Origin of the sequence: Streptomyces sp. NPDC020875 (assembly GCF_040641415.1) — a bacterium.
GTDB lineage: Bacteria > Actinomycetota > Actinomycetes > Streptomycetales > Streptomycetaceae > Streptomyces.
Genome location: NZ_JBFADP010000045.1, coordinates 1 through 24,312 on the forward strand (window position 1 = coordinate 1; position 24,312 = coordinate 24,312).

The window sequence follows — 24,312 nt, forward strand, 5'->3', positions numbered from 1 at the left end:
CTGACCAGCAGGCCGACCCGGCAGCCCGCGCGGAGCAGGGTCAGGGCGGCGGACCAGCCGGCGGGTCCGGCGCCGACGACGACCGCGCGATCGCCAGACGGTGGTGACCTCGCAGAACTCGCGGATGCCCTGGCCCGACAGCTCCCGGCCGTAGCCGGAGCGCTTGACGCCGCCGAAGGGGAAGGCGGGATGGGAGGCCGTCATCCCGTTGAAGAACACCCCTCCGGCGTCGATCTCCCGGGCGCAGCGGGTCATCTCCCGCTCGTCCCGGGTCCAGACGTTCGAGCTGAGGCCGAAGGGCGTGTCGTTGGCGAGGGTGATCGCCTCGTCCAGGTCGGCGGCCCGGTAGACGGTGGCGACCGGGCCGAACGTCTCCTCGCGGTGGATGCGCATCGCCGGGCCGATGCCGGTGAGTACCGTCGGCTCGTAGAACCAGCCGGGTCCGGCGCCCTGGGGGCGGGCGGCGCCGCACAGGGCCCGGGCGCCGAGGGCCAGGGCGTCGGCGACCAGTTCCTCCAGATCGGCCCGGCCGCGTTCGGTGGCGACCGGTCCGATCTCGGTCGTCTCGTCCAGCGGATCGCCGACGACGAGGGCCCGCATGGCCTCGGTGAAGCGGTCGCAGAACGCGTCGTGGACATCGGTGTGGACGATGAACCGTTTGGCGGCGATACACGACTGGCCGTTGTTCTGGGTCCGGGCGGTGACGGCGGTCTCCACGGCGCGGGCGAGGTCGGCGGTGGGCAGGACCAGGAAGGGGTCGCTGCCGCCCAGCTCCAGGACGGTCTTCTTGACCTCGTCGCCCGCGACGGCGGCGACGGCCCGCCCGGCCGGTTCGCTGCCGGTGAGGGTCGCGGCGGCGACCCGGGGGTCGCGCAGTACGCCCTCGACGGCGTCGGAGCCGATCAGCAGGGTCTGGAAGCAGCCCGCGGGCCAGCCCGCGCGGCGGAACAGTTCCTCCAGGTAGAGGGCGGTCCTGGGCACGTTGGAGGCGTGTTTCAGCAGGGCCGTGTTGCCCGCCATCAGGGCGGGGGCGGCGAACCGTACGACCTGCCACAGGGGGAAGTTCCACGGCATCACCGCGAGGACCGTGCCCACCGGCCGGTACCGTACGACGACCCGGGCGGCGCCCGAGTCGGCGACGTCGGTGGGGTCGGGGTGCTCGTCGGCGAGCAGCCCCTCGGCCCGGGCCGCGTACCACCGCATGGTCCGGGCGCACTTCGCCGCCTCGGCCCTGGCCTGGGTGAGCGGTTTGCCCATCTCGGTGGTCATGGTGCGGGCGATGTGCTCGGCGTCCTCCTCCAGGAGTCCGGCGGTACGGAGCATCAGCCGGGCCCGGTCGGGGAAGCCGGTGGTGCGCTGGCCGGTGAACGCCTCGTGGGCGAGGGCGAGCCGTTCCTCGATCTCCCCGGGCCCCATCGGCTCGAAGGTGCCGAGGGTCTCCCCGGTGGCGGGGTTCACCGTGGCGATGGGCATGACGTTCTCCTCCTGGGTGCCGCGGGGCGGCCGGTACGGCGGCGGCGCGGGCCGTGGTGGCGGTGACCGTCCGGCCGGCGCCCTTCGACCCTCACCCGGCGGGCCCGTCCCCGCAACGCGACGGCCGGGCCGTGACGGGGCCCGGCGGGTCCGCCGGGGCGGTCACGGCCCGGCCGGGGGCGGTCAGGCGGCCCGGCTGAGCAGCCGCAGCTGGACGTCCTTCTCCTGGTCGCCCGCGGCCGTGCCCTGCCGTTCGACCCGGAACGCGGTGGTGAGGGTTTCCGTCATCCGGTCGACGGCCCAGTAGCCGCCCTGCATCTCGGCCTCCACCGGGGTCGCCAGCGATACGGGCCCGGACGGGGGCCGGGCGGAGGCGGCGTCGAAGGTGGCGGTCCAGACGGTGGGGTGGTCCGGGGAGACGTACTCGGGCCGGTCGGCGGCGCCCCGGTCGCAGTCGTAGGAGTGCCGCAGGAACTCGAAGACGGCGTGGGCGTCCTCCTTGGCGCAGCCGCTGATGGTCACCACGACGGGTTCGGTGTGCTGATCGGGCCTGTTCACGGTGGTCACGGTGGTCCCTCCTCCTCCGGTACGGGCCCTCGCGCGGCCCGCGAAGGGGTGTCGTCTCCAGCCTCGCGCGCCCCGGGCCGGGAGGCGAATCGGCTGCCGGTCCCGGGCCGGGTACCCGGGGCGCGGGCCGTCCACACCAGGATCAGTACGGAGGCGACCGCCGCCAGGGCGCACCAGGTGGAGACGAACGCGTTCCGCCAGAGCAGGGCGCAGACCACCGCGCCCGCGCCGGTGACGGCGCCCAGCAGCCGCAGTACCGGGTCGCGGGCGAGCAGCAGCGCGCCGACGGTGGCCAGCAGATAGCCGGTGATCACGGCGGCGGGGGCGGGCAGCCCGACGGCGTAGCCGACGGTCCGTTCGTGGATCTCGGCGGTCACGGTCGTGTCGGCCAGCCGGTGGGCGAGGACGGCGGAGGTGACGGCCCCGGCGGCGAGGGGGACGGCGATCCGGAGCGGTACGGCCGGGAGCCGTCCGGCGGGGGTCCGGCCGGGCAGGGTGGCGGCGGCGACGGCGAGGGGCAGGTAGAGCGGCAGCAGGGGCAGGGCGATCACGGCCCAGAGCACGACGGCGGGCCCGGTGCCGCCGCCGTCGTGCCAGAGCCGGGCCTCCACGATCTGGTGGGCGCCGAGGAGGAGCGGCAGGGCGGCGAGCGGCAGATCGCGGATCCGGCGGGCCGGGTCGCCGCGGAGGACGCGGACCACGCAGACGGCTCCTACGGCCCCGATCGCGGTGCCCGCGACGAGGTCGGCGGTCGCGCTCCAGCACACGGCGGGGCCCCGGGCTACCGCAGCTTGCGGTTGGCGAGGACGGGGATCGCCGCCCGTACGGTGGCCACCTCGCCGGGGTCGATATCGGCGACCAGCAGGCCGGGGCCGGACATCAGCCGCTCCCGTACGGTGCCGTCGGGGCCGATGAGGGCGCTGTGGCCGATTCCGGTGGGTGCCCGGCCGGTGACGGCGGTCCCGGAGGCGGCCGGGTCGGCCTGGCCGACGGCGGCGACCCAGAGGGTGGCGTCGAGGGCGCGGGCGCGGACCAGCAGGTCCCACTGGTCGCGTTTGCCCTCGCCCGCGCCCCAGGACGCGGGCAGCAGGGAGAGGACGGCCCCGGCGTCGGCATGGGCCCGGAAGAGTTCGGGGAACCTGACGTCGTAGCAGGTGGCGAGGCCGATGGTCAGTCCGTCGAGGTCGAAGGTGACGACCTGTGATCCGGCGGCGACGGTGGTGGACTCGGTGAAGCCGAAGGCGTCGTAGAGATGGATCTTGTCGTAGGAGGTCTCCACGCCGGGTCCGGTGACGAGCAGGGTGTTGGTGACCCTGCCGTCGTCGGCGGGGGTGAACATCCCGGCGACGAGGACCAGCCCGGTCTCCTTGGCGATCTGCCGCACTTCGGTGGCCCAGGGCCCGTCGAGGGGTTCCGCGAGGGGTGCCAGTGGGGTGCCGAAGCGGGCCATGGTGGCTTCGGGGAAGACCACGAGCCGTGCTCCGGCGTCGGCGGCGAGCCGGGCCTGTTCCCGGACGAGTCCGAGGTTGCGGACCGGGTCGGGTCCGGAGGTGAGCTGGCTCAGGGCGATGCGCATGGACGTCCCCCAGAAGGGTCGCGGCGGTCCGGTCCGGTCGGCCGGGTCTCACTCCCAGCATGCTCCAGGCCGCCGCCCGGCGGTGCGCGGGGGCGGATTCGGCGCTGTCCCGGCGCCCGGACAGCGGCGACATCCGGACAACCGGCGCCCGGACGGCGCGGCACGGTCCTTTGGGCCGTCGGCCGGTTCCCGTACGCGGCGGGGCGCCGACTCCGCGCGGGCCGCTGCCGTCAGCCGGTGCCGTCCGGTGGGCGGGCGGCGGGCGGCTGGTGGAGTCCGAACGGCGATCCCTGGTCGTCGTGGCAGAAGGTGAACCGTCCGAAGCGGGCGGTGCTCGCGTCGTCCTGTTCCAGGTCGAAGTCGTCGACCCGGCCGCCGAGTTCGACGACCCGGGCGAGCGCGGCCGACATGTCGTCGACCCGGAAGAAGACATACGGGCCCGCGCCGGTGTCACCGCCGTGGATTCCGCCCGGCACATTGGGTGTACGGACCTCGTAGCCGCCGCCTTCGCCGCTGCCGGGGCCGAAGGACCAGCCGAGGAGCGCTCCGTAGAACGTCCGGGCCCGGTCCGGGTCGGTCACGCCCAGTTCGACGAAGGAGATCTCACCGGTCATCGGAGGGGCACCTCCTCACCCGCGGGCCGCGTCCGACGGCCCGCCGCCGCGGTCCTTCCCACGGTACGGGCGGGCGGGGCGGGCCGCACCCTTACCGGTCCGGGACCGACCCCGCAATACCCCCTACTCCCCCGCGACTCCTTGACGTGCGGTGACGGCGGCGACCAGGGTGGGACCGCCGTCACCGGGCCATCGACCGGCCGGGCGCGGTGAACTCCGCACCGTGCGCCGTGGCCGCGAACCGGCCGCCGCCGGTCGGCGCGCGACGCCCCGCCGGACGTACGGTCCGGACGGCCCGGCGGCCCGGCCCCGCACGGCCGGCCGTGACGCGCGCCCGTGCGCCGGTGCCCCGGACCTCCCCGACGACGAAGCAGGGTGACTCCTTGACAGCAGTGACTTCAGCGCCGCCCGCGGTCCGTGCCCCGGGCGCCGGGCCCCGGACCTGCCCACCGCCCCACGGCGGCGGGCCGTTCCCGGCGTTACGGCACGGTGCGGATGACCATCGGGGTGATGGTGCCGTCCTGGGTCGGGTTGGTGTTCCGCGCGGACACCGAGAAGAACTCGCCGGACGGGAAGACGCTGGTGAAGAAGATGTCGGCGGCGGCGGCCCCGCCGGTGAACGCGCCGCCGCCGGTGGGCACGGAGCCCGCCGGGCACGCCACGGTCACCGTCAGCGAGTGGTCGGCGATGATGGTCTGTTCCTCGCCGACGATCTGGTTGTGCGGGTTCGCCCGCCGGGGCGCGGTCGCGAGGGCCTGGGCGGTAATAGTGCCCGCGGCGAGCAGGGCGAGGGTCGTCAGGGCGATGGCGAGACGGCGCACGGTCGGTTCCGATGGCCGTACGGGACGAGCCGGAACGGGCCCGGGGGACCTTCGCGGTCTCCGCGGCCGACGGCAGGAGCGGGCAGGCCGGACCGCACCGGCTGGTGCGCCGCTGGAGTCCCGCTGGTGAGCCGCTGGAGTTCCGGTGGCACCCGAACGGCACCATCGTCGGCGGGCCGTAAGCTCCCCCGTACCGCGATGACGTGCGTGATCATGGCATTCCGGGGCAAGGGGGACTGTTCGCCGGAGGGCAAGCTCACACTTGGCACGTCTGCTGCGCAGGTGTGCGAATGTCCTAGCATCCGGGCATGACCGTGCTCCCCGACCGCCCCTTCGAGGGGTTCACCCTGGCCGGTGACTTTCCCGACGCCACTCACGAGGAGTGGCGTCGGCTCGCCGCCGGTGTACTGCGCAAGGCGGGCAAGGACGTTCCCGAGACCGCCGCGGAGGACACGCTCGCCACGCTCGTGGAAGACGGTCTGACCGTCCGTCCGCTGCATACCGCCGAGACCGCGCCCGACCCGGCGTCCGCCGCCGGGTTCCCCGGCTTCGCGCCGTTCGTCCGGGGCGGCAGCCCTGCGGGCGGCGCGGTCGCCGGATGGGACGTACGGGCGCGGCACGACCGGCCGGACCCGGCCGCCGCCAACGAGGCCGTACTCGCCGATCTGGAGCACGGGACGACGTCCCTGTGGCTGGCCGTGGGGGCGTCCGGTGTCCCCGTCGGTGGTCTGGCCGCCGCGCTCGACGGCGTGCTGCTCGACCTCGCGCCGGTCGTCCTCGACGCCGGGGACGACACCGGCGCCGCCGCCTCCGTCCTCTTCGACCTCCTCAGGGCCGGGGGCGTACGGCCCGCGCCCGGCGGCAATCTGGGCGCCGATCCGCTCGGGCACGCGGCCCGTACCGGCGGCTGGGACATCGTTCCCGAGCGGCTGCGGGCCGCCGCCGCACTGGCCCGCGACTGCCACGAGGAGTGGCCGGAACTGCGGGCGCTGACCGTCGACGCGCTGCCGTACCACGAGGCCGGGGCGTCCGCCGCGCAGGAACTGGGCTGCTCCCTGGCGACCGGCGTGGCGCTGCTGCGGGAGCTGACGGCCGCCGGGCTGCCGGTGGACGCGGCCCTCGGGCAGCTGGAGTTCCGCTACGCGGCCGGTGCCGACCAGTTCCTGACGATCGCGAAGCTGCGGGCCGCCCGGCGGCTGTGGGCCCGGGTCGCCGAAGCGTGCGGCGCCGGGGCCGGGGCGGGCGCCCAGCGCCAGCACGCGGTCACCTCACCGGTGATGATGGTCCGCCGGGACCCCTGGGTGAACATGCTCCGCACCACGGTCGCCGCGCTCGCGGCCGGGGTCGGCGGCGCGGACGCCGTAACGGTCCTGCCGTTCGATCACGCGCTGGGGCTGCCGGACGCCTTCGCCCGGCGGATCGCCCGGAACACCTCCACGATCCTGCTGGAGGAGTCGGGCGTGGGCCGGGTGATCGATCCGGCGGGCGGCTCCTGGTACGTGGAGCGGCTGACGGACGATCTGGCGCACACCGCCTGGGCCTGGTTCCAGGAGGTGGAGGGTGCCGGGGGCCAGCTCGCGGCGCTCCGTTCCGGTCTGGTGGGCGAGCGGATCGCGGCGGTCTGGGAGGGCCGCCGCCGCAAGCTGGCGACCCGCCGGGAGCCGGTGACGGGGGTGAGCGAGTTCCCGCTGCTCTCCGAGCGGCCGCTGGTCCGCGATCCGGCGCCGATGCCGCCGTCGGGCGGGCTGCCGAGGGTCCGCCGCGACGAGGCGTTCGAGGCGCTGCGGTCCCGTTCGGACGCCTTCATGGCCGAGACGGGGGCCCGGCCGAAGGTCTTCGTCGCGGCGCTCGGCCCGGCCGCCGCGCATACGGCGCGGGCCGCCTTCGCCGCCAATCTGTTCGCGGCGGGCGGTATCGAACCGGTCCACGACCCGGTGACCGTGGACGCCGCCTCGGCCGCCGCCGCCTTCACCGCGTCCGGCGCCGAACTCGTCTGCCTCTGCTCCAGCGACGCGCTCTACGCCGAGCGGGCGGCCGAGGTCGCCGAGGTACTGAAGGCGGCCGGGGCGCGCCGGATCTATCTGGCCGGACGCCCGGGTGAGCTGCGGGAATCGTATGAACGGGCCGGGGTGGACGAGTTCGTGTTCGCGGGCGGTGACGCCGTGGCCGTCCTCACCCGGGCTCTCGATCTGATCGGAGTGGCGCCGTGACCATCCCCGACTTCACCGGGATCGCGCTGGGGCGGGGCGCGTCCGCCGCCGACCAGGACCGCTGGCGCGCCGCGGTCAAGGAGTCCACCGGGCGGGACGTGGACGACCTGGTCTGGGAGACCCCGGAGGGGATTCCCGTGAAGGCGCTGTACACGGCGGACGATCTGGCCCCGGTGGACTTCCTGGGGACGTATCCGGGGATCGCGCCGTTTCTGCGGGGCCCGTATCCGACGATGTACGTCAACCAGCCCTGGACGGTGCGGCAGTACGCCGGGTTCTCCACCGCCGAGGAGTCCAACGCCTTCTACCGGCGCAATCTGGCGGCCGGTCAGAAGGGGCTCTCCGTCGCGTTCGACCTGCCCACGCACCGGGGGTACGACTCGGATCACCCCCGGGTCACCGGCGATGTCGGGATGGCGGGCGTCGCGATCGACTCGATCTACGACATGCGGCAGCTCTTCGACGGCATCCCGCTGGACCGGATGAGCGTGTCGATGACCATGAACGGCGCGGTGCTGCCGGTACTGGCGCTGTACATCGTGGCCGCCGAGGAGCAGGGGGTGGCGCCGGAGAAACTGGCCGGGACCATCCAGAACGACATCCTCAAGGAGTTCATGGTCCGCAATACCTATATCTATCCGCCGAAGCCATCGATGCGGATCATCTCCGATATCTTCGCCTTCACCTCGCGGCGGATGCCCCGCTACAACTCCATCTCGATCTCCGGATATCACATCCAGGAGGCGGGGGCGACGGCCGATCTGGAGCTGGCGTACACGCTCGCCGACGGAATGGAGTATCTGCGGGCGGGAATCGGCGCCGGGCTCGATGTGGACGCCTTCGCGCCCCGGCTGTCGTTCTTCTGGGCGATCGGGATGAACTTCTTCATGGAGATCGCCAAGCTGCGGGCGGCCCGGCTGCTCTGGGCGAAGCTGGTCCGCACCTTCGGCCCGGAGAACCCCAAGTCGCTTTCGCTGCGGACCCATTCGCAGACCTCCGGCTGGTCCCTCACCGCGCAGGACGTCTACAACAACGTGACCCGTACCTGTGTGGAGGCGATGGCGGCGACCCAGGGGCACACCCAGTCGCTGCACACCAACGCGCTGGACGAGGCGCTGGCGCTGCCGACGGACTTCTCGGCCCGGATCGCCCGCAACACCCAGCTGCTGCTCCAGCAGGAGTCGGGGACGACCCGGGCGATCGACCCGTGGGGCGGCAGCGCCTATGTGGAGCGGCTGACGTACGACCTGGCGCGCCGGGCCTGGCAGCACATCGAGGAGGTCGAGGCGGCGGGCGGCATGGCGCAGGCCATCGACGCGGGCATCCCCAAACTGCGGGTCGAGGAGGCGGCGGCCCGTACCCAGGCCAGGATCGACTCGGGCCGTCAGCCCGTGATCGGCGTCAACAAGTACCGGGTCGACTCCGACGAGCAGATCGAGGTGCTGAAGGTCGACAACTCGGCGGTCCGGGTCCGGCAGATCGAGAAGCTGCGGCGGCTGCGCGAGGAACGGGACGAGACCGGGTGCCAGGACGCGCTGCGGGCCCTGACGGCCGCCGCCGGATCGACGCCCGGCCCGGACCTGGAGGGCAATCTGCTGGCGCTGGCGGTCTCGGCGGCCCGGGCGAAGGCGACGGTCGGGGAGATCTCGGACGCCCTGGAGGCGGTCTACGGGCGGCACTCGGGCCAGATCCGTACCATCTCCGGTGTGTACCGAGGTGAAGCGGGACAGTCCCCGTCCGTGACGCGGACCCGGGCCCTGGTCGACCGGTTCGAGGAGGCGGAGGGCCGCCGGCCGCGGATCCTGGTGGCCAAGATGGGCCAGGACGGGCACGACCGGGGACAGAAGGTGATCGCGACGGCCTTCGCCGACCTGGGCTTCGACGTGGACGTCGGCCCGCTGTTCCAGACCCCGGACGAGGTGGCGCGGCAGGCCGTGGAGGCCGATGTGCACATCGTCGGGGTGTCGTCGCTGGCGGCGGGCCATCTGACCCTGGTACCCGCCCTGCGGGAGGAACTGGCGGCGCAGGGCCGGGAGGACATCATGATCGTGGTCGGCGGGGTGATCCCGCCGCAGGACGTGGCGGCGCTCCACGAGGCGGGCGCGACGGCCGTGTTCCCGCCCGGCACGGTGATCCCCGACGCGGCGCACGATCTGGTGACGACCCTGGCCGCGACCCTGGGCCACGCGTCGTGAGGCGGCGGGCCCGGCGGGGCGGGGGCACGGGGCCGCGATGCCGGTGATCGACCTCGACGCGTACGCGAAGGGGGTACGGGAGGGCTCCCGGGCCCATGTCGCCCGCGCCGTCACCCTGGTGGAGTCCCGCCGCCCGGACCACCGGCTGCTGGCCCAGGAACTGCTGACCGAGCTGCTGCCGTCGGCGGGCGGCGCCCGGCGGATCGGCATCAGCGGGGTCCCCGGGGTGGGCAAGTCGACCTTCATCGACGCGCTGGGCACCATGCTGACGGGCCTGGGGCACCGGGTGGCCGTCCTGGCCGTGGATCCCTCGTCCCGGCGGACCGGCGGCTCCATCCTCGGCGACAAGACCCGGATGGAACGGCTCTCCACGGACCCCGCCGCCTTCGTCCGGCCCTCGCCGTCGGCGGGCACGCTGGGCGGAGTCGCCAGGGCCACCCGGGAGACGATGGTGGTGATGGAGGCCGCCGGATACGACGTGGTGCTGGTGGAGACGGTCGGCGTCGGCCAGTCGGAGACCGCGGTGGCCCAGATGGTCGACACCTTCCTGCTGCTCACCCTGGCCAGGACCGGGGACCAGCTCCAGGGCATCAAGAAGGGCGTCCTGGAGCTGGCGGACGTGATCGCGGTCAACAAGGCCGACGGCCCCCATGAGCGCGACGCCCGCTCCGCCGCCCGCGAACTGGCCGGGGCGCTCCGGCTGATGCACCCGGCGGACGCGGCGTGGAACCCGCCGGTGCTGTCGTGCAGCGCCCGTGAGTCGGCGGGCCTGGACACGGTGTGGGAACGGATCGAGCAGCACCGCGAACTCCTGACCTCGACCGGGAGGCTGGCCGCGAAACGCCGTGAGCAGCAGCTCGACTGGGTGTGGTCGATGGTCCACGACGAGCTGACGGAGCGGCTGCGCACCCATCCGGCGGTCCGGGAGGCGATCCCGGACATGGAGCGCGCGGTCCGCGACGGCGAACTGACGGCGACCCTGGCGGCGCGCCGGATCCTGGCGGCGTTCGAACGGCCGCGCTGAGGTCGGCGGCGCTCCGGGGCTGCGGACGGGGATGTTTGCGGGCCGCCGGGAGGTGTAGTAGTTATTCAGGTGGACCCCCGCCAGGATCTGGGAATCCGTATGGCGGGGGCCCACGCGGTGAAGCGAGCCTGATCTGAGCCCCGTATGTGGGGGCTCAGATCAGCCCTTCAACCACCTCCCCAGCTTCCACGCGATCCGGACCAGCAGGTCCTCGGCGCGCTGCCGCATTGATGGTTTCGGCTTCCCGCGACGCCCCATGGGCGCCTCCCCTCGGAACCGGCCGCCGAAATCCCGGTCGACGGCCCTCTTTCGGATTCGGGCCGGGCCCCGAAGGGGTGGGGCCCGGATCGTCCGTGAGGGGAGGCGCACCGCGGTGCGCGTGAGCACAGTACCGCCGAGTCGGCGACGGGTCCGACACTCCGTCAACCTCCGTCCGTACGGCTCACCCTCACGGGCGACGGGTGGCGTTCCGCGTTAGCCTGCGGGTATGAGCCACTCCCCCATGACACACGTTCTGACCTGGGAAATCGTCGACAACCAGGGATATGAGACGGCCTGGGTCGACCTCGGTGACGGTGAGCTGGAGGCGCGGGGGCGGGCGGTCGGGATCAGTCCGGAGCCGTACTGGATCGGCTACACCCTGCGGACCGGCGCGGAGTGGGTGACCCGGGAGCTGAGGGTGACCGCCGAATCGGCGGACGGGGCCCGGGAGCTGGTGCTGGCCCATGACGGGGCGGGGGCGTGGACCGTGGACGGGGAGGCGCGGCCCGATCTCGACGGGGCGCTCGACTGCGATCTGGGGCTCTGTCCGCTGACCAACTCCATGCCGGTGCTCCGGCACGGGCTGCACCGGGCCGGGGACGACGAGCGGACGTTCACCATGGCCTGGTTGTCGGTGCCCGATCTGACGGTGCGCCCGTCGACGCAGACGTACACCCCGCTGGGTCCGACGGAGGACGGCGGCGGGCTGGTCCGGTACGAGTCGGGCGACTTCCGCCGGGACGTCGAGTTCGACGCCGACGGCTTCGTCGTGGACTACCCGGATCTGGCGTATCTGATCGGCCGCAGCTCCCGGGGGTGATCGCGGAGCGCGCGGCAGGTAGCGTGCGCGGTGTGCCGAGTGAGCGACGATCCGACCAGTCCCCCCGCCAGTACCGCGCCCCGGGGGTGACGGCATGAGGCTCGCGCTCCTGGGCGGCGGCGGGTTCCGGGTGCCGCTGGTGTACGGCGCGCTGCTCGGCGACCGGGCGGAGGGCCGGGTCACCGAGGTCGTCCTGTACGACGTCGACGCCGGGCGGCTCGCCGCGGTGGCCCGGGTCCTCGCCGACCAGGCCGCCGGTGTCCCGGACGCGCCCGCGGTCCGGGTGACGACCGATCTCGACGAGGCGCTGCGCGGCGCGGACTTCGTCTTCTCGGCGATCCGGGTGGGCGGTCTCGCGGGGCGGGCGGCGGACGAGCGGATCGCGCTGGCGGAGGGCGTCCTCGGCCAGGAGACCGTGGGCGCGGGCGGGATCGCGTACGGGCTGCGGACCGTGCCGGTGGCCGTGGAGATCGCCCGCAGGACGGCCCGGCTGGCGCCGGACGCCTGGGTCATCAACTTCACCAACCCGGCGGGGTTGGTCACCGAGGCGATGGCCGCGGTGCTGGGCGACCGGGTGATCGGGATCTGCGATTCGCCGGTCGGTCTGGGGCGCCGGGTGGCCCGGGTGCTGGGGGCCGATCCCGGGTCCGCCTTCGCCGACTACGCGGGCCTCAACCATCTGGGCTGGCTGCGGGGGCTGCGGGTCGGCGGGCGGGACGTGCTCCCCGGGCTGCTGGCGGATCCGGCGCTCCTCGGCTCGTTCGAGGAGGGCCGGCTGTTCGGCCCGGAGTGGCTGCGGTCGCTGGGCGCGATCCCCAACGAGTATCTGCACTACTACTACTTCAACCGGGAGACGGTGGCCGCCTACCGGAGCGCCGAGCGGACCCGGGGCGCGTTTCTGCACGAGCAGCAGGACCGGTTCTACGCGGCGATGGGGCGGCCGGGGGGCGCCCCGGCGCTGGAGACCTGGGACCGGACCCGGGCCGAGCGGGAGGCGACCTATATGGCGCACAACCGGGAGGCGTCGGGCGCGGGCGAACGGGACGCCGCCGATCTGGAGGAGTCGGGCGGCTACGAGCGGGTGGCACTGGCGCTGATGCGGGCCGTCGCCCGGGACGAGCGGGCGACCCTGATCCTCAATGTCCGCAACCGGGGCACCCTGCCGTCGCTGGACGACGAGGCGGTGGTGGAGGTGCCGTGCCTGGTCGACGCGAACGGGGCGCATCCGGTCTCGGTCTCCCCGCTGACCGGGCACGCGGCGGCGCTGGTGGGCGCGGTGAAGGCGGTGGAGCGGGAGGTGCTGGCGGCGGCGGAGTCCGGGGACCGTGAGCGGGCGGTGTCCGCCTTCGCGCTGCATCCGCTGGTCGATTCGGTGACGGTGGCGCGCCGTCTGGTGGACGCGTACACGGCCGCCCATCCGGGTCTGGCGTATCTGCGGCGCTGACCGGCGCGGTCGGCTCGGTCGGCGCGCGCCCTGCGGCCCGGCGGGCGCCGGGCCGCGCCCGCCGATAAAATCGGGGGCATGGGCGAGCGCCATATCGCGCCGACCGCCCCCGAACTGCTCATCGAGACGGCCGCCGGGTCAACGGTGATGCGTCCGGGCCGGGCCTATCACGTCGGACGCGACCCGCTGTGCGAGATCGTGCTCGACGACGACCGCGTCTCCTGGCACCACGCGGTGCTGCGCGCCGACGACGGTCACTGGACCGTCGAGGACGAGAAGAGCACCAACGGCACCTACGCCGACGGCGTCCGGATCCGGGTCCGGGACGTGGGCGCGGGCAGTGTGCTGCGGTTCGGCAGCCTCGCCGACGGTCCCCGCGCGGTCCTGGTGGACCACGCGGAGCCCCCGCCGCCGACCCGGGTGGCCCCGCTGCCCGGCGCGCCCGGCGACTCCCCCGGCATGTCCGGTCCCCGGGTCTCCGCGCCCGCCGCGACCGGCACGTTCCGGCAGCCGACGTCGGTCCGGCCGCTGCCCGCCAGGACCGTACGGATCGGCCGGGCCCCGGAGAACGATCTCGTCGTCGACGATCTGACGGTCTCGCGGCACCACGCCGAACTGAGGACCCGGCCGGACGGCTCGTACGAGATCGCCGACATCGGCTCCCACAACGGCACCTTCCTCAACGGTGTCGCCGTGTCGGTGGCCGCCGTCGGCGAGGGCGATGTCGTCGGCATCGGCCACTCCGCGTTCTGCCTCGTCGGTGCCGAACTGCGGGAGTACGTCGACACCGGCGAGGTCAGACTGGACGTCCAGGATCTGACGGTGGCCGTGGACAAGGGCCGGCGCGTCCTCGTCGACGGGTTGTCCTTCCCGGTCGCCGAGAAGTGTCTGCTCGCCGTCGTCGGCCCGAGCGGCGCGGGCAAGTCGACCCTGCTCAACGCGCTCACCGGGCTGCGGCCCGCCGACGACGGCACGGTGCTGTACGACGGCCGGGACCTGTACCGGGACTACGCCGAGCTGCGGCAGCGGATCGGGCTCGTACCGCAGGACGACATCCTGCACACCCAGCTGACCGTACGGGCGGCCCTCGGCTATGCGGCCGAGCTGCGGTTCCCCCGGGACACGGCCAAGGAGGAGCGGCGGGCCCGGGTCGCCGAGGTGATCGGCGAACTCGGGCTCGGGGAGCGGGCCGACCAGCCGGTGCACCGGCTCTCGGGCGGGCAGCGCAAACGCGTCAGTGTGGCGCTCGAACTGCTGACGAAGCCGTCGCTGCTCTTCCTCGACGAGCCGACGTCCGGTCTCGACCCGGGCATGGACCGCTCGGTGATGCAGATGCTGCGGGCCCTCGCCGACGACGGCCGGACCGTCATCGTGGTCACGCACAGCGTCCTCAGCCTCGATGTCTGCGACCGGCTGCTGGTACTGGCACCCGGCGGCCGGATCGCCTACTACGGGCCGCCGGACGAGGCGCTGGGCTACTTCGGGCACGAGCGGTGGCCGGAGGCGTTCGAGGCGTTCGAGAACGACCGCGACCGGGACTGGGCGGGCGCCTACGCGGCCTCGCCCTACCACCGCCGCTATGTCGAGGACGCCTCGGCGCAGCCGGTGCGGTCCGGGCCCGTACCGCGGGCGGGGACGGCCCCGGCGCCGCCGCCGAAGCCCCGCGGCTGGGGCGCCCAGCTGTGGACCCTGGTACGGCGGTACACTGCGGCGCTCTCCGCCGACCGGACCTTCCTCGCCGTGATGATCGCCCTGCCGTTCGTGATGGGCGCCATGGCCCGGGCGCTCGCGGGCAGCGCCCTGACCCGCGAGACCGCGATGAACGCCCTGCTGATCCTCTGCGTCGGCGGGGTGCTGACGGGTGCCGCGAACGCGGTCCGCGAACTGGTCAAGGAACGGGCGATCTACCGGCGGGAGCGGGCGGTGGGGCTCTCCCGGTCGGCGTATCTGATGTCGAAGGTAGTGGTGCTGGGCACCGTGACGGTACTTCAGGCGGTGGTACTCACCCTGATCGGCCTGGCGGGGGTACGGCTGAACGCGCCGGGCGGCCGGGGCGTACTGCTGCCACCGCTGCTGGAGCTGGTGCTCGCGGTGGCTCTGCTGTCGTTCACCGCGATGATGCTCGGTCTGCTGATCTCCGCCCTGGTCCGCAAGGAGGAGGTGACCATGCCGCTGCTGGTGCTGCTGGCGATCGTGCAGGTGGTGTTCTGCGGGGCGCTGCTGAGGCTGGACGGGCTGCCGGTGGCGGAGCAGCTGGCGTGGCTGGTGCCGTCGCGGTGGGCGCTCGGGGCGATGGCGGGCACGATCGGCCTGTCCCGGCTGGTGCCGGGCACGCTGACCGCCGATCCGCTGTTCGAGCACTCCACGGCGGTGTGGCTGACCAATATGGGCATGATGCTGGTACTGGCCGTGCTGTACGGCTGGCTGGTCGCCCGGCTGCTGCGCCGCCAGGAGCCCGCCGTGATGCGGAAGTAGGCACCGCGTATGTCCGAGGAGTTCAGCCCCACGCATGTGGTGCCGCCGGGCGGGCTGGCCGCCTTCGAGACCGCCGGTACGGACCGGCCCACGGCGTCGCTCGACGCGCTGCTCCCGGTCCGGCTGGCCGATCGCACCGGCGACTGGGGGCGGATCGTCTGCGCCAACGGCTGGTCCGCCTGGGTGGACGGACGGCTGCTGGTGGCGGTTCCGCAGCCGCCGCCCGCGACGGGCAGACCACTGACCCGCACGGCCGACCAGCGGCCCCAGCTCGCCCGCGCGGGCGAGGCCGTCGGCCGCTACCGGGGCGCCGCCGACGACCTCGCGGAGGGCCGGATCGACCGGGCCGCGTTCCGGGACCGCACCCGGGGCCTGCGGGCCGGGGTGGTGATCGACGGCGAGTCGGTCTGGCTGTACGACGCCGAGCACGAGCGGTGGGTGTACGGCGACGGGCTCCGGCTGAGTACGTACGCGGCGGCGGGCGCTCCCCGGACAGCCCCGGAGTCCGGCACGCCGGACGGTACGCCGAACGGCCCGGATGCCGCGGCGGGCGGGGAGACCCGGGCGGCGGGGGCTTCGGGGTTCCCGGCTTCCGGGGGCGGCGACCGGCCGGGTGAGCCGCAGTTCGCGGAGACGGCGGAGAAGACGGCGGTCGCCGGGGCGGACGACACCCCGGGCGGATCGGGAGCCGCGCCCACCCGGGCCGTGGGGGCGGAGCCCCCGGCCCGCCCGGACGGTGAGGGCCGGTGACGGCCCCGGGCGGCGAACCGGAGGACACCGCCGCCGGACCGCCGCCCGCGTCCGGCGCGGCGCCGGAACACCCCTCGGGCCTGGTGACCGATCTCGCGGGCCGGAGGATCGCGGACTACCTGGTCGAGGAGGAGGTGGGCCGGGGCGGAATGGCGGTCGTCTACCGGGCCAGGGACCTGCGCCTCGACCGTACGGTGGCCCTGAAACTGCTCGCCCCCGAACTCGCCCGCAACGACACCTTCCGGCAGCGGTTCGCCCATGAGTCCCGGGTGGCCGCCGCCATCGACCACCCCCATATCGTGCCGGTGTTCGAGGCCGGCGAGGCCGACGGGCTGCTCTACATCGCCATGCGGTTCGTCCCCGGCCAGGACCTGCGCACCCTGCTCCGCCGGGAGGGGCCGCTGCCGGTCGCGGTGGCGGGCCGGATCGCCGCGCAGACCGCGTCGGCGCTCGACGCGGCGCACCGGCACGACCTGGTCCACCGCGATGTGAAACCGGGCAATGTGCTCGTCGCCGAAGGCACCGACAGCGACCACCCCGAACACGTCTATCTGACGGACTTCGGACTGACGAAGAAGTCGCTCTCCCTGACAGGCTTCACGACAGTCGGCCAGTTCGTCGGCACACTCGACTACGTGGCACCGGAACAGATCTCGGGACGGCCGGTCGACGGGCGCTGCGACGTCTACGGGCTGGCGTGCGTGGTGTTCGAGATGCTGGGCGGCGCGCCGCCGTTCCAGCGGGAGGACGACATGGCACTGCTCTGGGCCCACCAGTTCGACCCGCCACCACCGCTGACGGCCCGGCGCCCCGACCTCCCCGGGGCGGTGGACGAGGTGATGGCCCACGCGCTCGCGAAGCTGCCGGACGACCGGTACGGGTCGTGCGGGGAGTTCGTGGCGGCGTTGCGCGCGGCGGCGGGGCGGGGGGCGACGCGCCTGGTCACAGCGGCGCCACCGGCGCGGGTGTCCGGCGGGCCGACACCGCCGCCGCCCCCACCGCCGTGGGCCCGTCCGGCCTTCCCGGGCCTCCCTCTGTAGCCCCTTTCCGGGCGCGCCCGGACGGCCCGGTTTGTTCGCGGTCCGCGGACCGTACGTGGTTGCTCTCGCAGTTCCCCGAGCCCCTGGGTTGTCCTCCTCACCGCTCAGGTAGCAGGCGGGGCTCCCTTCCAGGAGCCGGGAGTGGGAGAGCGTTCAGGGGCGCGGGGAACTGCGAGACAAGCCACGTACGGTCCGCGGATCGGGACCGGGCAGCAACCCTCCGGACGCCACGGGGTCTCAGGGCGCACCATCGGAGGCGCGGCGGCCCCGGAGGGTGGACGCGCCCGCGAGGAGACCCGTGACCACACCCCAGAGCGCCGCCGCGAGCAGCGCCGTCCACCAGCGGGGCGCCAGCTCGACGTGTCCGGCGAGACCGCCGTCGACATCGCCGAGGCCGAGCAGCGAGAGCCCGTATCGCGCGTCGATCCGGCAGAGCAGACAGACCGTCAGCACGGTCAGGACGAGCCCGGCTCCCATCCGCAGTCCGTGCTGCCACGCCCGGGTGCCCGCCGGGGAGCGCCGTGCGGCGACGATCGCCGCCGCGACCGCCCCGACGGCCGCCGCGACCAGCAGCCACCATGCCGCGCTCTCCTCCGACGCGAGGCCGCGCAGGTCGAGGGTCGTACCGCCGGGGGCGCGCAGGACGGTGTCCAGGGCGCGGGGTACGGGCAGCCCGAACGGACCCTCGGCGGTGCCGTCCCAGACGGCGCCGAGGCCGAGGGTGAGGGCGAGCCAGGCCAGGTTGGGCAGGCCGAGCAGGATCACCGCGAAGGTCTCGGCCGGGTGGCCGCGGGTCGCCGCGGTGACGAGTCCGGCGACGAGTCCCAGGGCGACGTACCCGAGCAGCAGGAGCACCATCGCGTGGGCGACGGGCCGGACGGGCCCGAGGGGGCGTACCAGCCGGGCGGGGACGGCGGCGCCGTACGAGGCGAGCAGGGCCACCACCAGCAGGGCGGCCAGCCAGAGGAGCCCGTACAACAGGCTCAGGGGTACGTCGGCGGCGAATCCGGCGGACGCGGTGATCCCGAAGATGTCGCCGATGTCGGCGATCGTGCCGCCGGGGGTGAGGTCGAAGTCGTGCCGCGCGGCAGCGGCGAGTCCGATCAGGACGACGGCCCACAGCAGGGCGAGCCTGGCGGCCCAGGCGGCGAGTTCACGGGCGCCGACGACGGCGTGCAGCCGCAGGGGCCGCAGAAATCCATGGGCGAGGGCGAGGGCGCCCGCGAGGGTGACGGAGAGGGGGACGACGTCGAGGACGCCGCCGCCGACGGCGAGCGGTCCGGCGGAGCCGGTGAGTTCGACGGTGCCGCCCGCGCCGAGGACGGCGACGGCGGCGACGACGCCGGGGAAGGAGCCGTCGGGCAGGTCTGCGGCGCCCGCGGCCCACAGTCCGAGCGCGGCGGTGACGACGAGCGCGACGAGTCCGGCGGCGACGGCGAGGAACGCCTGGATCCAGCCGTAGGGGGTACGGCCCGCGGGGAAGGGGGCCGGGCGGCGGCGCCCGGGCTCCGGCTGCTGGGTCACGTCGTCACGCTATGCGGCGGTGGCGCGGCCCGCGCGCCGGGCTGGTCCGACGGCGTAGCGCCGACGGCCCGTCCCGGCTTGCGGGTGGTTCGCGGTGGACGCACACAATGGGGCTGCGGACACGCCCCGGGGCGGCCGGGAAGCCCGGCGCGCCGGGTACGGCCCGCCCGGCGGCGCGATGTCCCCGGGCCCGGTTCCCGTACCGCCCGGCACCCGGCACCCGTCCGTATGTCCGATCGATCTCCTCCGAGCAGGGGTGGAGCACGTGAGCGCCGAACCGCCGCCGTCCGAACGTCCCACCGGTCCGCCGTCCGGTCCGCTCGCCGGGCCGGACTCCGCGCCGCCGCCCACCCGGGTGTCGGAGCAGGTCCCGGCCGGGCCTTCGGGCCCCGGCGACGACGACGGGGACCGGTACGGAGGCGGCGGGGGCGGCAGCGGTGGCGGGGGTGACGGCGGCGGTCCGGGGAAGCCGAAGAGCCCGGACGACGGCGGGGGCGGCGGCCCCTGGTGGCGGTCGGCGCCCAGGGTCGCGCTGCTGAGTCTCGGGGTGGTCGCCGCGGTCGCCGTGATCCTGGTCCTCACCCTGCCGGGTGATTCGGACGAGCCGGGTTCGGGCACCACCGCCTCGGGGGAGATCTTCCTCCAGGCCGCGAGCGCCACCGGGCCGGATCCGTATACGGCGTCGACGGCGAAGGAGAGCAGGCCGCTGTCGGAGACTGCCCAGCCGACGGGCCCGCCGCCGGACGGGAACGAGGTCCGTTCGGTGTCGGGGGCGACCCCGGGGCTGTACGGCGGGACGCGGGACCGGCCGAGTTGCGACGTCCAGGCGCAGATCGGTCAGCTCGCCGCCGACGGGGCGAAGAACGCGGCCTTCGCCGAGGTGCTGGGAATCGAGCCGAACGCCGTCCCGGATTATGTGCGGTCGCTGACACCGGTTCAGCTGCGGATCGACGCCCGGGTGACCAATCACGGCTGGCGCGACGGCGCGACGACCACGTACCAGGCGGTCCTCCAGGCCGGAACGGCGGTCCTGGTCGACACCAGGGGCGTACCGAGGGTCCGCTGCAACTGCGGCAATCCGCTCACCCGGCCGGTGGCCCAGTCGGGTACGCCCCGGATCGAGGGCGACGCGTGGCCGGGGTACTCGTCCGACCGGGTGGTGGTCGTGGCACCGGCGACGAAGCATCTGAGCGAACTGACGGTCCTCGCCCCGGACGGGGGCTGGTTCACCCGGCCGACGGGGTCCACGGGGTCGGGCGACCGTCCGACGAAGCCCCCGGAGCAGAAGCTGCCGTCGTCCCCGCCGCCGTCGGACGAGCCGTCGGATTCGGCGTCGCCGTCCGCGTCGGATTCGGCGTCGCCGTCGAAGCCGGATCCGGACTCGTCGCCGCCGTCGTCGAAGCCCGCGGAGCCCGGGTCGTCGCCGCCTCCGGAGGAGTCGGCTCCGGGGCAGGTGTCCCCGCCGCCGGAGTCCCCGCCGGAGTCGCCGCGGCAGCCCGAGCAGCCGTACTCGCCCGGCGGCACCCCGGCCGCCCCGGACACCGGGCCGGCGAGCTGAGCCGTCTCGTCCCGCCCCGGCCCGGCTCCCGGGCCGGGGCGGGCCCGCGCGGCGCGCCCCGGAGTTCCCCGGCCCGGTGCCGTGGCCGGGTCAGCCCAGTTCGAGACTGGTGACGCCGAAGACCCGCTCCGTACGGACGGCGGGCGCGGGGCCGGTGTACATCCGGGTGGTGGGGAACTGGGCCGTCAGCCCCCTGCCGACGGCGAGCGCGGCGCCTTCCCGGTGGGGTTCGGGGACGTCGACGGCGACCGCGTCGCCCTCGGCGAGTCCGGCGGTCAGGCTGTCGAAGAGGGCTTCGGCGTCCTCGGTGGTGTCGGCGAAGAGGGGGCCGATCCGGTGGGCTTCGCGGCCGGGCCTGATCGCCCCGTAGCCGGTGATGCGGCCCCGGTCGAGCCGGACGTACGCGGTGTGGCCCGGCGCGGTCAGCCAGCGGGCGACGAAGGCGTCCCGTTCGGCGGGGAAGCAGGTGCGGTCGTACGCGCCGATCGCGGTGAGCAGATCGGCGGTGACCGGTACGACTCCGGGCGCGATGCCGCCGCCCCGGCGGGGGACGCCGCCGTACCGGAGGGTGTTGTACGCGGCGCCGAAGCCGGAGCGCTCGTAGTTCCCCTGCTGGGCGGGGACGGCGTCGAGGCCGATCAGCCGGGTTCCGGCGTGCGGCAGGGCGGCGCGCCAGGTCGCCAGGCCGATGCCGCGGCCGCGCAGTTCGGGGCGGACGAGGTAGTGGCCGAGGAAGGCGTAGTCGGCGCCGTAGCGGACGATGGAGACGGCGGAGACGACGGCGCCGTCGATCCGGCCGACGAAGAAGCCCTCGGGGTCGGTGGGGTGGAAGCAGGCGGCGTCGCCGTCGCCGGGGTTCCATCCCTCGGCGGCGGCCCATTCGGCGATCCGGCGCCACTCCTCCAGGGTGGCCGGGGCGACGGTGAGGTCGGTGGTGTCCTGGATTCCGGTGAGGGGCTCGGTCATCTGAGGTGCGTCCCTTCAGGGGGTGGTTGCTGGGGAGGTCGGGAGGTCGGTGTCCGGTGGGGCGGCGGTGGCTCGCGGGCCCCGGCCCCGGTGGTGGTCGGCGGGTCAGATCAGGTCCATCGCGGCCACCTCGTCGGGGCTGCCGTAGCTGACCGGCCCCGAGAAGCGCCGCCGGGCGGTGGCGAACCACCACACGGTGGCCACCAGGACCACCGCGACCAGGGCGATCGGAGCGTAGTTGAAGGTGGTGGGGGTGATGGGCAAGGCGTGCGGAAGAACGAAGAGGACACTGCTCAGTCCGATCCAGACGACGGCGATCCGGGCCACCGGCACACCCCATCGGCCCAGGTTCCAGGGGCCGGGCCGGAATTCGCCCTTGAGCCGTAGCCGCAGAAAGATCGGGATGCCGTAGGCGAGATACATGCCGACGACATTGACGCTGATGATGGCGGCGAACGCGGTATGGGACCAGGTGCCGGGCACGGTGAGGACGAAGGAGCATCCGGCGGCCAGCCAGACGGCGTTGACGGGGGTCCGGGTCCGGGGGCTGACGGTGTGCCAGCGCCGGGACCCCGGCATCGCGCCGTCCCGGGAGAAGGCGAAGATCTGCCGGGCGTTGCTGGTCATGTTGGCGAGCCCGCAGAACAGCATGGAGCCGATCACGACGAGGAGCAGCAGTCCGGCGACCCCGGTGCCGAGCCCGTCGACGAGGACGCGGACGGGGGGCGCGGAGGCGGCGGCCGTGGCGGCGTAGTCGTCGATGGAGTAGACGAGGGCCAGCATCAGGGCGAGTCCGGCGACGGCGGACCAGGCGATGGCCCGGACGATGCCGCGCGGGGTGCTGACGGTGGAGCGGACGGTCTCCTCGGACATGTGGAAGCTGCCGTCGAAGCCGGTGTAGGTCCAGCTGGTGACCAGCAGGCCGAGGAGTGCGGCGTAGACCCCGCTGGTGAAGCCGGTGTCGTTGACGAAGTGGGTGATGAAGGCGGGTGACCGGTGGCCGTCGGGGATGACGACGAGACAGCCGACGATCAGGGTCACCCCGCCCGCCAGCCACCAGACGGAGATCCGGGTGACCACGACGACCAGGTCCACGGTGTAGGTGTTGGCCAGGGCCTGGGCGAGCAGGATGACGGCGGTGATGGCGACGGTCCTGGGGCCGGTGGGTTCATAGGCCGGGTGGCCGAGGGCGATGAACGCCTGGATGAAGGTGGCCGCGGCATAGGCGGTGGCCGCCGTACCGCCCACCTGTCCCACGAAGTTGAGCCAGCCGGTGAACCAGGACCAGGCGCCCCGGTGGTTTCTGGCGAGCTTTCCGGCGGCGAAGTAGAGCGCGCCGCTGGTGGGGTAGGCGGAGGCGATCTCGGCCATCGCCGCGCCGACGAACAGCACCATCACGGAAACCGCTATCCATCCCGCGACCAGGATCAACGGGCCGCCCGCCGCCATTCCGTAGCCGAAGGCGGAGAAAATTCCGGAGATGACATTGATGATGGTGAAGGAAATGGCGAAGTTGTCGAAGGCGCGAAATCTCCGGGTGAGTTTGCGCGGATATCCCATGGCGTGCAGAGTGGCGTCGTCGTCGAGGGCGACGGTCCCGTCGTCGCGGTGACGATTCCTGCGCCGGACGGCTGCGATGTTCTCCGGCACCGGCGGCCCCTTTCCGAAGTTTCCCGAAGTTCCCGAATTCTCGTACGGCCCCGTGGGGTTTCCGGGCGGTCCCGGGCCCGCCCGCGGCATCCGGTACCGGTCGCGGCCGGGCGGGCGGTACGGCACCGAGGTGCCGTACGGGTCGTACGGGGACCGGATCCGGCCTCCGCGGCGGGCGTCGCCGGTCCGGACCGGGCCGGGCACCCGGCACGCTCCGGCGACACGGTGCGGGGACTTCGGGCGGTACGGTCCGCTCATGCGGCGGGTACCGGCAGGCCCAGGGTCCGCCGGGCCCTGGTGAGCTGGTCGCAGGGGTCGCCGAAGGCGCTCCACGGCATCCGCGCGGCGTACGGCCCCATCGCCGTCAGCACCTCCCGCGCCTCCGCCTCCTGACGGCTCATGAAGAGGGCGTGGGCGAGATAGGAGAGGTCGAGGACGGGGGTGAAGCGGTAGCGGGGAACCTCGGGCAGCCAGTGCCGGTGGCCGTGGAGGGCGGTGGCCACCCACTGCGGCCGGCGCCAGGCCCGGTGGGCCAGCAGCGACGAGGGGTCGTACTCCTCGGCCAGGGCGACCAGCGGCAGCAGCCGCAGCGCGGAGGTGACGGGGGCCCGGTTACTGAGGAAGGCGGCGACGTCCCAGCGGGCGCTGGCGGTGCCGCCGTAGCGGGCGAAGAAGAAGGCCAGAAAGCGATGGTGGGCCTCGCGGTTCCAGGGGTCGAGCCGCAGTACGCGGGCGAGCAGCGGCCAGGGGCCGGGGGGCGCGGTGAGGAGTCCGGTGGGCGCCGGGTCGCGGGGGCGGCGGATCCGGGCGAGCGCCAGCTGGACCACCCAGGGGGTGGGGTCGCGGGGGTTGAGCCGGGCGGCCCGTTCGCAGGCGCCCTCGGCGATGCCGAGCAGGGTTCCGGCGTGCCGGGCTCCGGCGTCGTCGGCGCGCAGCGCCCTCAGCATGGCGACCCGGGCCCACAACAGGGCGGACTCGGGGCCCGGTTCCTCGGCGAGCCACCGTTCGGCGAGGTCGGAGTCGGCGGCCTCGGAGGCCAGGACCAGGGAGCGGTGGGCCCGGGTGGAGAAGTCGGCCCTGGTCTCGCGCAGGGCGCGTTCGGCGCCGAGGTAGCGGCCCGCCTTGACGTCGATACAGGCGCGGGCCAGCCGACGGTCGTCGGCCGCCGGATGCCAGACGTACTGTCCCCCGAAAGACCCGGCAGGCACGTTCCCCTCCCCCGTCGCCCCTGACGTCACCGCCTCCGGCGCGCATTCCGGTGACGGGCCCGGTCACGGCCGTCGGAATGCGGCCGGTTCCCCGTGGATCACCGGCGGCGGGACCACACCCTACTCATCAACAAGT

At 74.2% G+C, this 24,312-nt stretch carries 20 protein-coding genes; 10 read left to right on the top strand and 10 right to left on the bottom strand.

Annotated elements, in window-relative coordinates; all coding sequences use genetic code 11:
* The 6 genes from AB0G74_RS24370 to AB0G74_RS24395 form a co-directional block, all read right to left on the bottom strand.
* A partial coding sequence (locus AB0G74_RS24370) for an NADP-dependent succinic semialdehyde dehydrogenase (protein ID WP_361149888.1) occupies nucleotides 1-1,473 on the bottom strand: 1,473 nt, incomplete at its 3' end.
* A gap of 183 nt (nucleotides 1,474-1,656) precedes the next feature.
* A complete protein-coding gene (locus AB0G74_RS24375; RefSeq protein WP_361149890.1) occupies nucleotides 1,657-2,040 on the bottom strand; it encodes a hypothetical protein in 384 nt (127 codons plus the stop codon).
* Entirely contained in the window at nucleotides 2,037-2,807 is a 771-nt protein-coding gene (locus AB0G74_RS24380; protein ID WP_361149892.1) for a DUF6629 family protein, read from the bottom strand. The genes AB0G74_RS24375 and AB0G74_RS24380 overlap by 4 nt, the downstream gene beginning before the upstream one ends.
* A 14-nt stretch (nucleotides 2,808-2,821) precedes the next feature.
* Entirely contained in the window at nucleotides 2,822-3,616 is a 795-nt protein-coding gene (locus AB0G74_RS24385; protein ID WP_361149894.1) for a carbon-nitrogen hydrolase family protein, read from the bottom strand.
* Nucleotides 3,617-3,846: 230 nt separating this feature from the next.
* A complete protein-coding gene (locus AB0G74_RS24390; RefSeq protein WP_361149896.1) occupies nucleotides 3,847-4,230 on the bottom strand; it encodes a VOC family protein in 384 nt (127 codons plus the stop codon).
* 479 nt (nucleotides 4,231-4,709) lie between these two features.
* Complete coding sequence (locus AB0G74_RS24395; protein ID WP_361149898.1) at nucleotides 4,710-5,051, bottom strand: hypothetical protein; 342 nt, start codon at nucleotides 5,049-5,051, stop codon at nucleotides 4,710-4,712.
* Between the two features lie 11 nt (nucleotides 5,052-5,062).
* Here AB0G74_RS24395 and AB0G74_RS24400 point away from each other — a divergent pair, with 11 nt between their 5' ends.
* The 9 genes from AB0G74_RS24400 (at nucleotide 5,063) to AB0G74_RS24440 (ending at nucleotide 17,270) form a co-directional block, all read left to right on the top strand.
* Nucleotides 5,063-5,233, top strand: coding sequence for a hypothetical protein (locus AB0G74_RS24400; RefSeq protein ID WP_361149900.1), 171 nt, complete (start codon nucleotides 5,063-5,065; stop codon nucleotides 5,231-5,233).
* A gap of 126 nt (nucleotides 5,234-5,359) precedes the next feature.
* Nucleotides 5,360-7,261 (top strand): methylmalonyl-CoA mutase subunit beta, encoded by a 1,902-nt coding sequence (locus AB0G74_RS24405; protein WP_361149902.1) that lies wholly within the window; start codon nucleotides 5,360-5,362, stop codon nucleotides 7,259-7,261.
* Nucleotides 7,258-9,456 (top strand): methylmalonyl-CoA mutase, encoded by a 2,199-nt coding sequence (gene scpA, locus AB0G74_RS24410; protein WP_361149905.1) that lies wholly within the window; start codon nucleotides 7,258-7,260, stop codon nucleotides 9,454-9,456. The genes AB0G74_RS24405 and scpA overlap by 4 nt, the downstream gene beginning before the upstream one ends.
* A gap of 37 nt (nucleotides 9,457-9,493) precedes the next feature.
* Nucleotides 9,494-10,480 (top strand): methylmalonyl Co-A mutase-associated GTPase MeaB, encoded by a 987-nt coding sequence (meaB, locus tag AB0G74_RS24415; protein WP_361149907.1) that lies wholly within the window; start codon nucleotides 9,494-9,496, stop codon nucleotides 10,478-10,480.
* A gap of 487 nt (nucleotides 10,481-10,967) precedes the next feature.
* Nucleotides 10,968-11,561: a putative glycolipid-binding domain-containing protein gene (locus AB0G74_RS24420; RefSeq protein WP_361149910.1), complete on the top strand. Its 594-nt coding sequence runs from the start codon at nucleotides 10,968-10,970 to the stop codon at nucleotides 11,559-11,561.
* 94 nt (nucleotides 11,562-11,655) lie between these two features.
* Entirely contained in the window at nucleotides 11,656-13,005 is a 1,350-nt protein-coding gene (locus AB0G74_RS24425; RefSeq protein ID WP_361149913.1) for a 6-phospho-beta-glucosidase, read from the top strand.
* Between the two features lie 78 nt (nucleotides 13,006-13,083).
* A complete protein-coding gene (locus AB0G74_RS24430; protein ID WP_361149915.1) occupies nucleotides 13,084-15,480 on the top strand; it encodes an FHA domain-containing protein in 2,397 nt (798 codons plus the stop codon).
* A 9-nt stretch (nucleotides 15,481-15,489) separates the two neighbouring features.
* Nucleotides 15,490-16,230 (top strand): hypothetical protein, encoded by a 741-nt coding sequence (locus AB0G74_RS24435; RefSeq protein WP_361149917.1) that lies wholly within the window; start codon nucleotides 15,490-15,492, stop codon nucleotides 16,228-16,230.
* An 80-nt stretch (nucleotides 16,231-16,310) separates the two neighbouring features.
* Entirely contained in the window at nucleotides 16,311-17,270 is a 960-nt protein-coding gene (locus AB0G74_RS24440; protein WP_361150025.1) for a serine/threonine-protein kinase, read from the top strand.
* A gap of 237 nt (nucleotides 17,271-17,507) precedes the next feature.
* Here the strand turns inward: AB0G74_RS24440 and AB0G74_RS24445 are convergent, their stop codons facing one another.
* Nucleotides 17,508-18,794 carry a streptophobe family protein gene (locus AB0G74_RS24445; RefSeq protein WP_361149920.1) on the bottom strand — a complete coding sequence of 429 codons (1,287 nt, stop codon included), beginning with the start codon at nucleotides 18,792-18,794 and terminating at the stop codon, nucleotides 17,508-17,510.
* A gap of 265 nt (nucleotides 18,795-19,059) precedes the next feature.
* On the opposite strand from AB0G74_RS24445, the gene AB0G74_RS24450 reads away from it, so the two are divergent.
* Nucleotides 19,060-20,352, top strand: a complete 1,293-nt coding sequence (locus AB0G74_RS24450) for a DUF6777 domain-containing protein (protein WP_361149922.1) — start codon at nucleotides 19,060-19,062, stop codon at nucleotides 20,350-20,352.
* 90 nt (nucleotides 20,353-20,442) lie between these two features.
* On the opposite strand, the gene AB0G74_RS24455 is transcribed toward AB0G74_RS24450, so the two are convergent.
* From AB0G74_RS24455 to AB0G74_RS24465, 3 genes are all read right to left on the bottom strand, one after another.
* Entirely contained in the window at nucleotides 20,443-21,318 is an 876-nt protein-coding gene (locus AB0G74_RS24455; RefSeq protein WP_361149925.1) for a GNAT family N-acetyltransferase, read from the bottom strand.
* 105 nt (nucleotides 21,319-21,423) lie between these two features.
* Nucleotides 21,424-22,878, bottom strand: coding sequence for an amino acid permease (locus tag AB0G74_RS24460; RefSeq protein ID WP_361150028.1), 1,455 nt, complete (start codon nucleotides 22,876-22,878; stop codon nucleotides 21,424-21,426).
* A gap of 344 nt (nucleotides 22,879-23,222) precedes the next feature.
* Nucleotides 23,223-24,176 (bottom strand): hypothetical protein, encoded by a 954-nt coding sequence (locus tag AB0G74_RS24465; protein ID WP_361149928.1) that lies wholly within the window; start codon nucleotides 24,174-24,176, stop codon nucleotides 23,223-23,225.
* Between the last annotated feature and the right edge of the window lie 136 nt (nucleotides 24,177-24,312).

What these genes read in the sequence shown, in the direction of transcription:
- AB0G74_RS24455 (WP_361149925.1), bottom strand. Translation starts at nt 21,318, where the DNA reads ATGACCGAGCCCCTCACCGGAATCCAGGACACCACCGACCTCACCGTC.
- AB0G74_RS24435 (WP_361149917.1), top strand. Translation starts at nt 15,490, where the DNA reads ATGTCCGAGGAGTTCAGCCCCACGCATGTGGTGCCGCCGGGCGGGCTG.
- AB0G74_RS24430 (WP_361149915.1), top strand. Translation starts at nt 13,084, where the DNA reads ATGGGCGAGCGCCATATCGCGCCGACCGCCCCCGAACTGCTCATCGAG.
- AB0G74_RS24420 (WP_361149910.1), top strand. Translation starts at nt 10,968, where the DNA reads ATGAGCCACTCCCCCATGACACACGTTCTGACCTGGGAAATCGTCGAC.
- AB0G74_RS24425 (WP_361149913.1), top strand. Translation starts at nt 11,656, where the DNA reads ATGAGGCTCGCGCTCCTGGGCGGCGGCGGGTTCCGGGTGCCGCTGGTG.
- AB0G74_RS24405 (WP_361149902.1), top strand. Translation starts at nt 5,360, where the DNA reads ATGACCGTGCTCCCCGACCGCCCCTTCGAGGGGTTCACCCTGGCCGGT.
- AB0G74_RS24400 (WP_361149900.1), top strand. Translation starts at nt 5,063, where the DNA reads ATGGCCGTACGGGACGAGCCGGAACGGGCCCGGGGGACCTTCGCGGTC.
- AB0G74_RS24385 (WP_361149894.1), bottom strand. Translation starts at nt 3,616, where the DNA reads ATGCGCATCGCCCTGAGCCAGCTCACCTCCGGACCCGACCCGGTCCGC.
- AB0G74_RS24460 (WP_361150028.1), bottom strand. Translation starts at nt 22,878, where the DNA reads ATGGGATATCCGCGCAAACTCACCCGGAGATTTCGCGCCTTCGACAAC.
- meaB (WP_361149907.1), top strand. Translation starts at nt 9,494, where the DNA reads ATGCCGGTGATCGACCTCGACGCGTACGCGAAGGGGGTACGGGAGGGC.
- AB0G74_RS24390 (WP_361149896.1), bottom strand. Translation starts at nt 4,230, where the DNA reads ATGACCGGTGAGATCTCCTTCGTCGAACTGGGCGTGACCGACCCGGAC.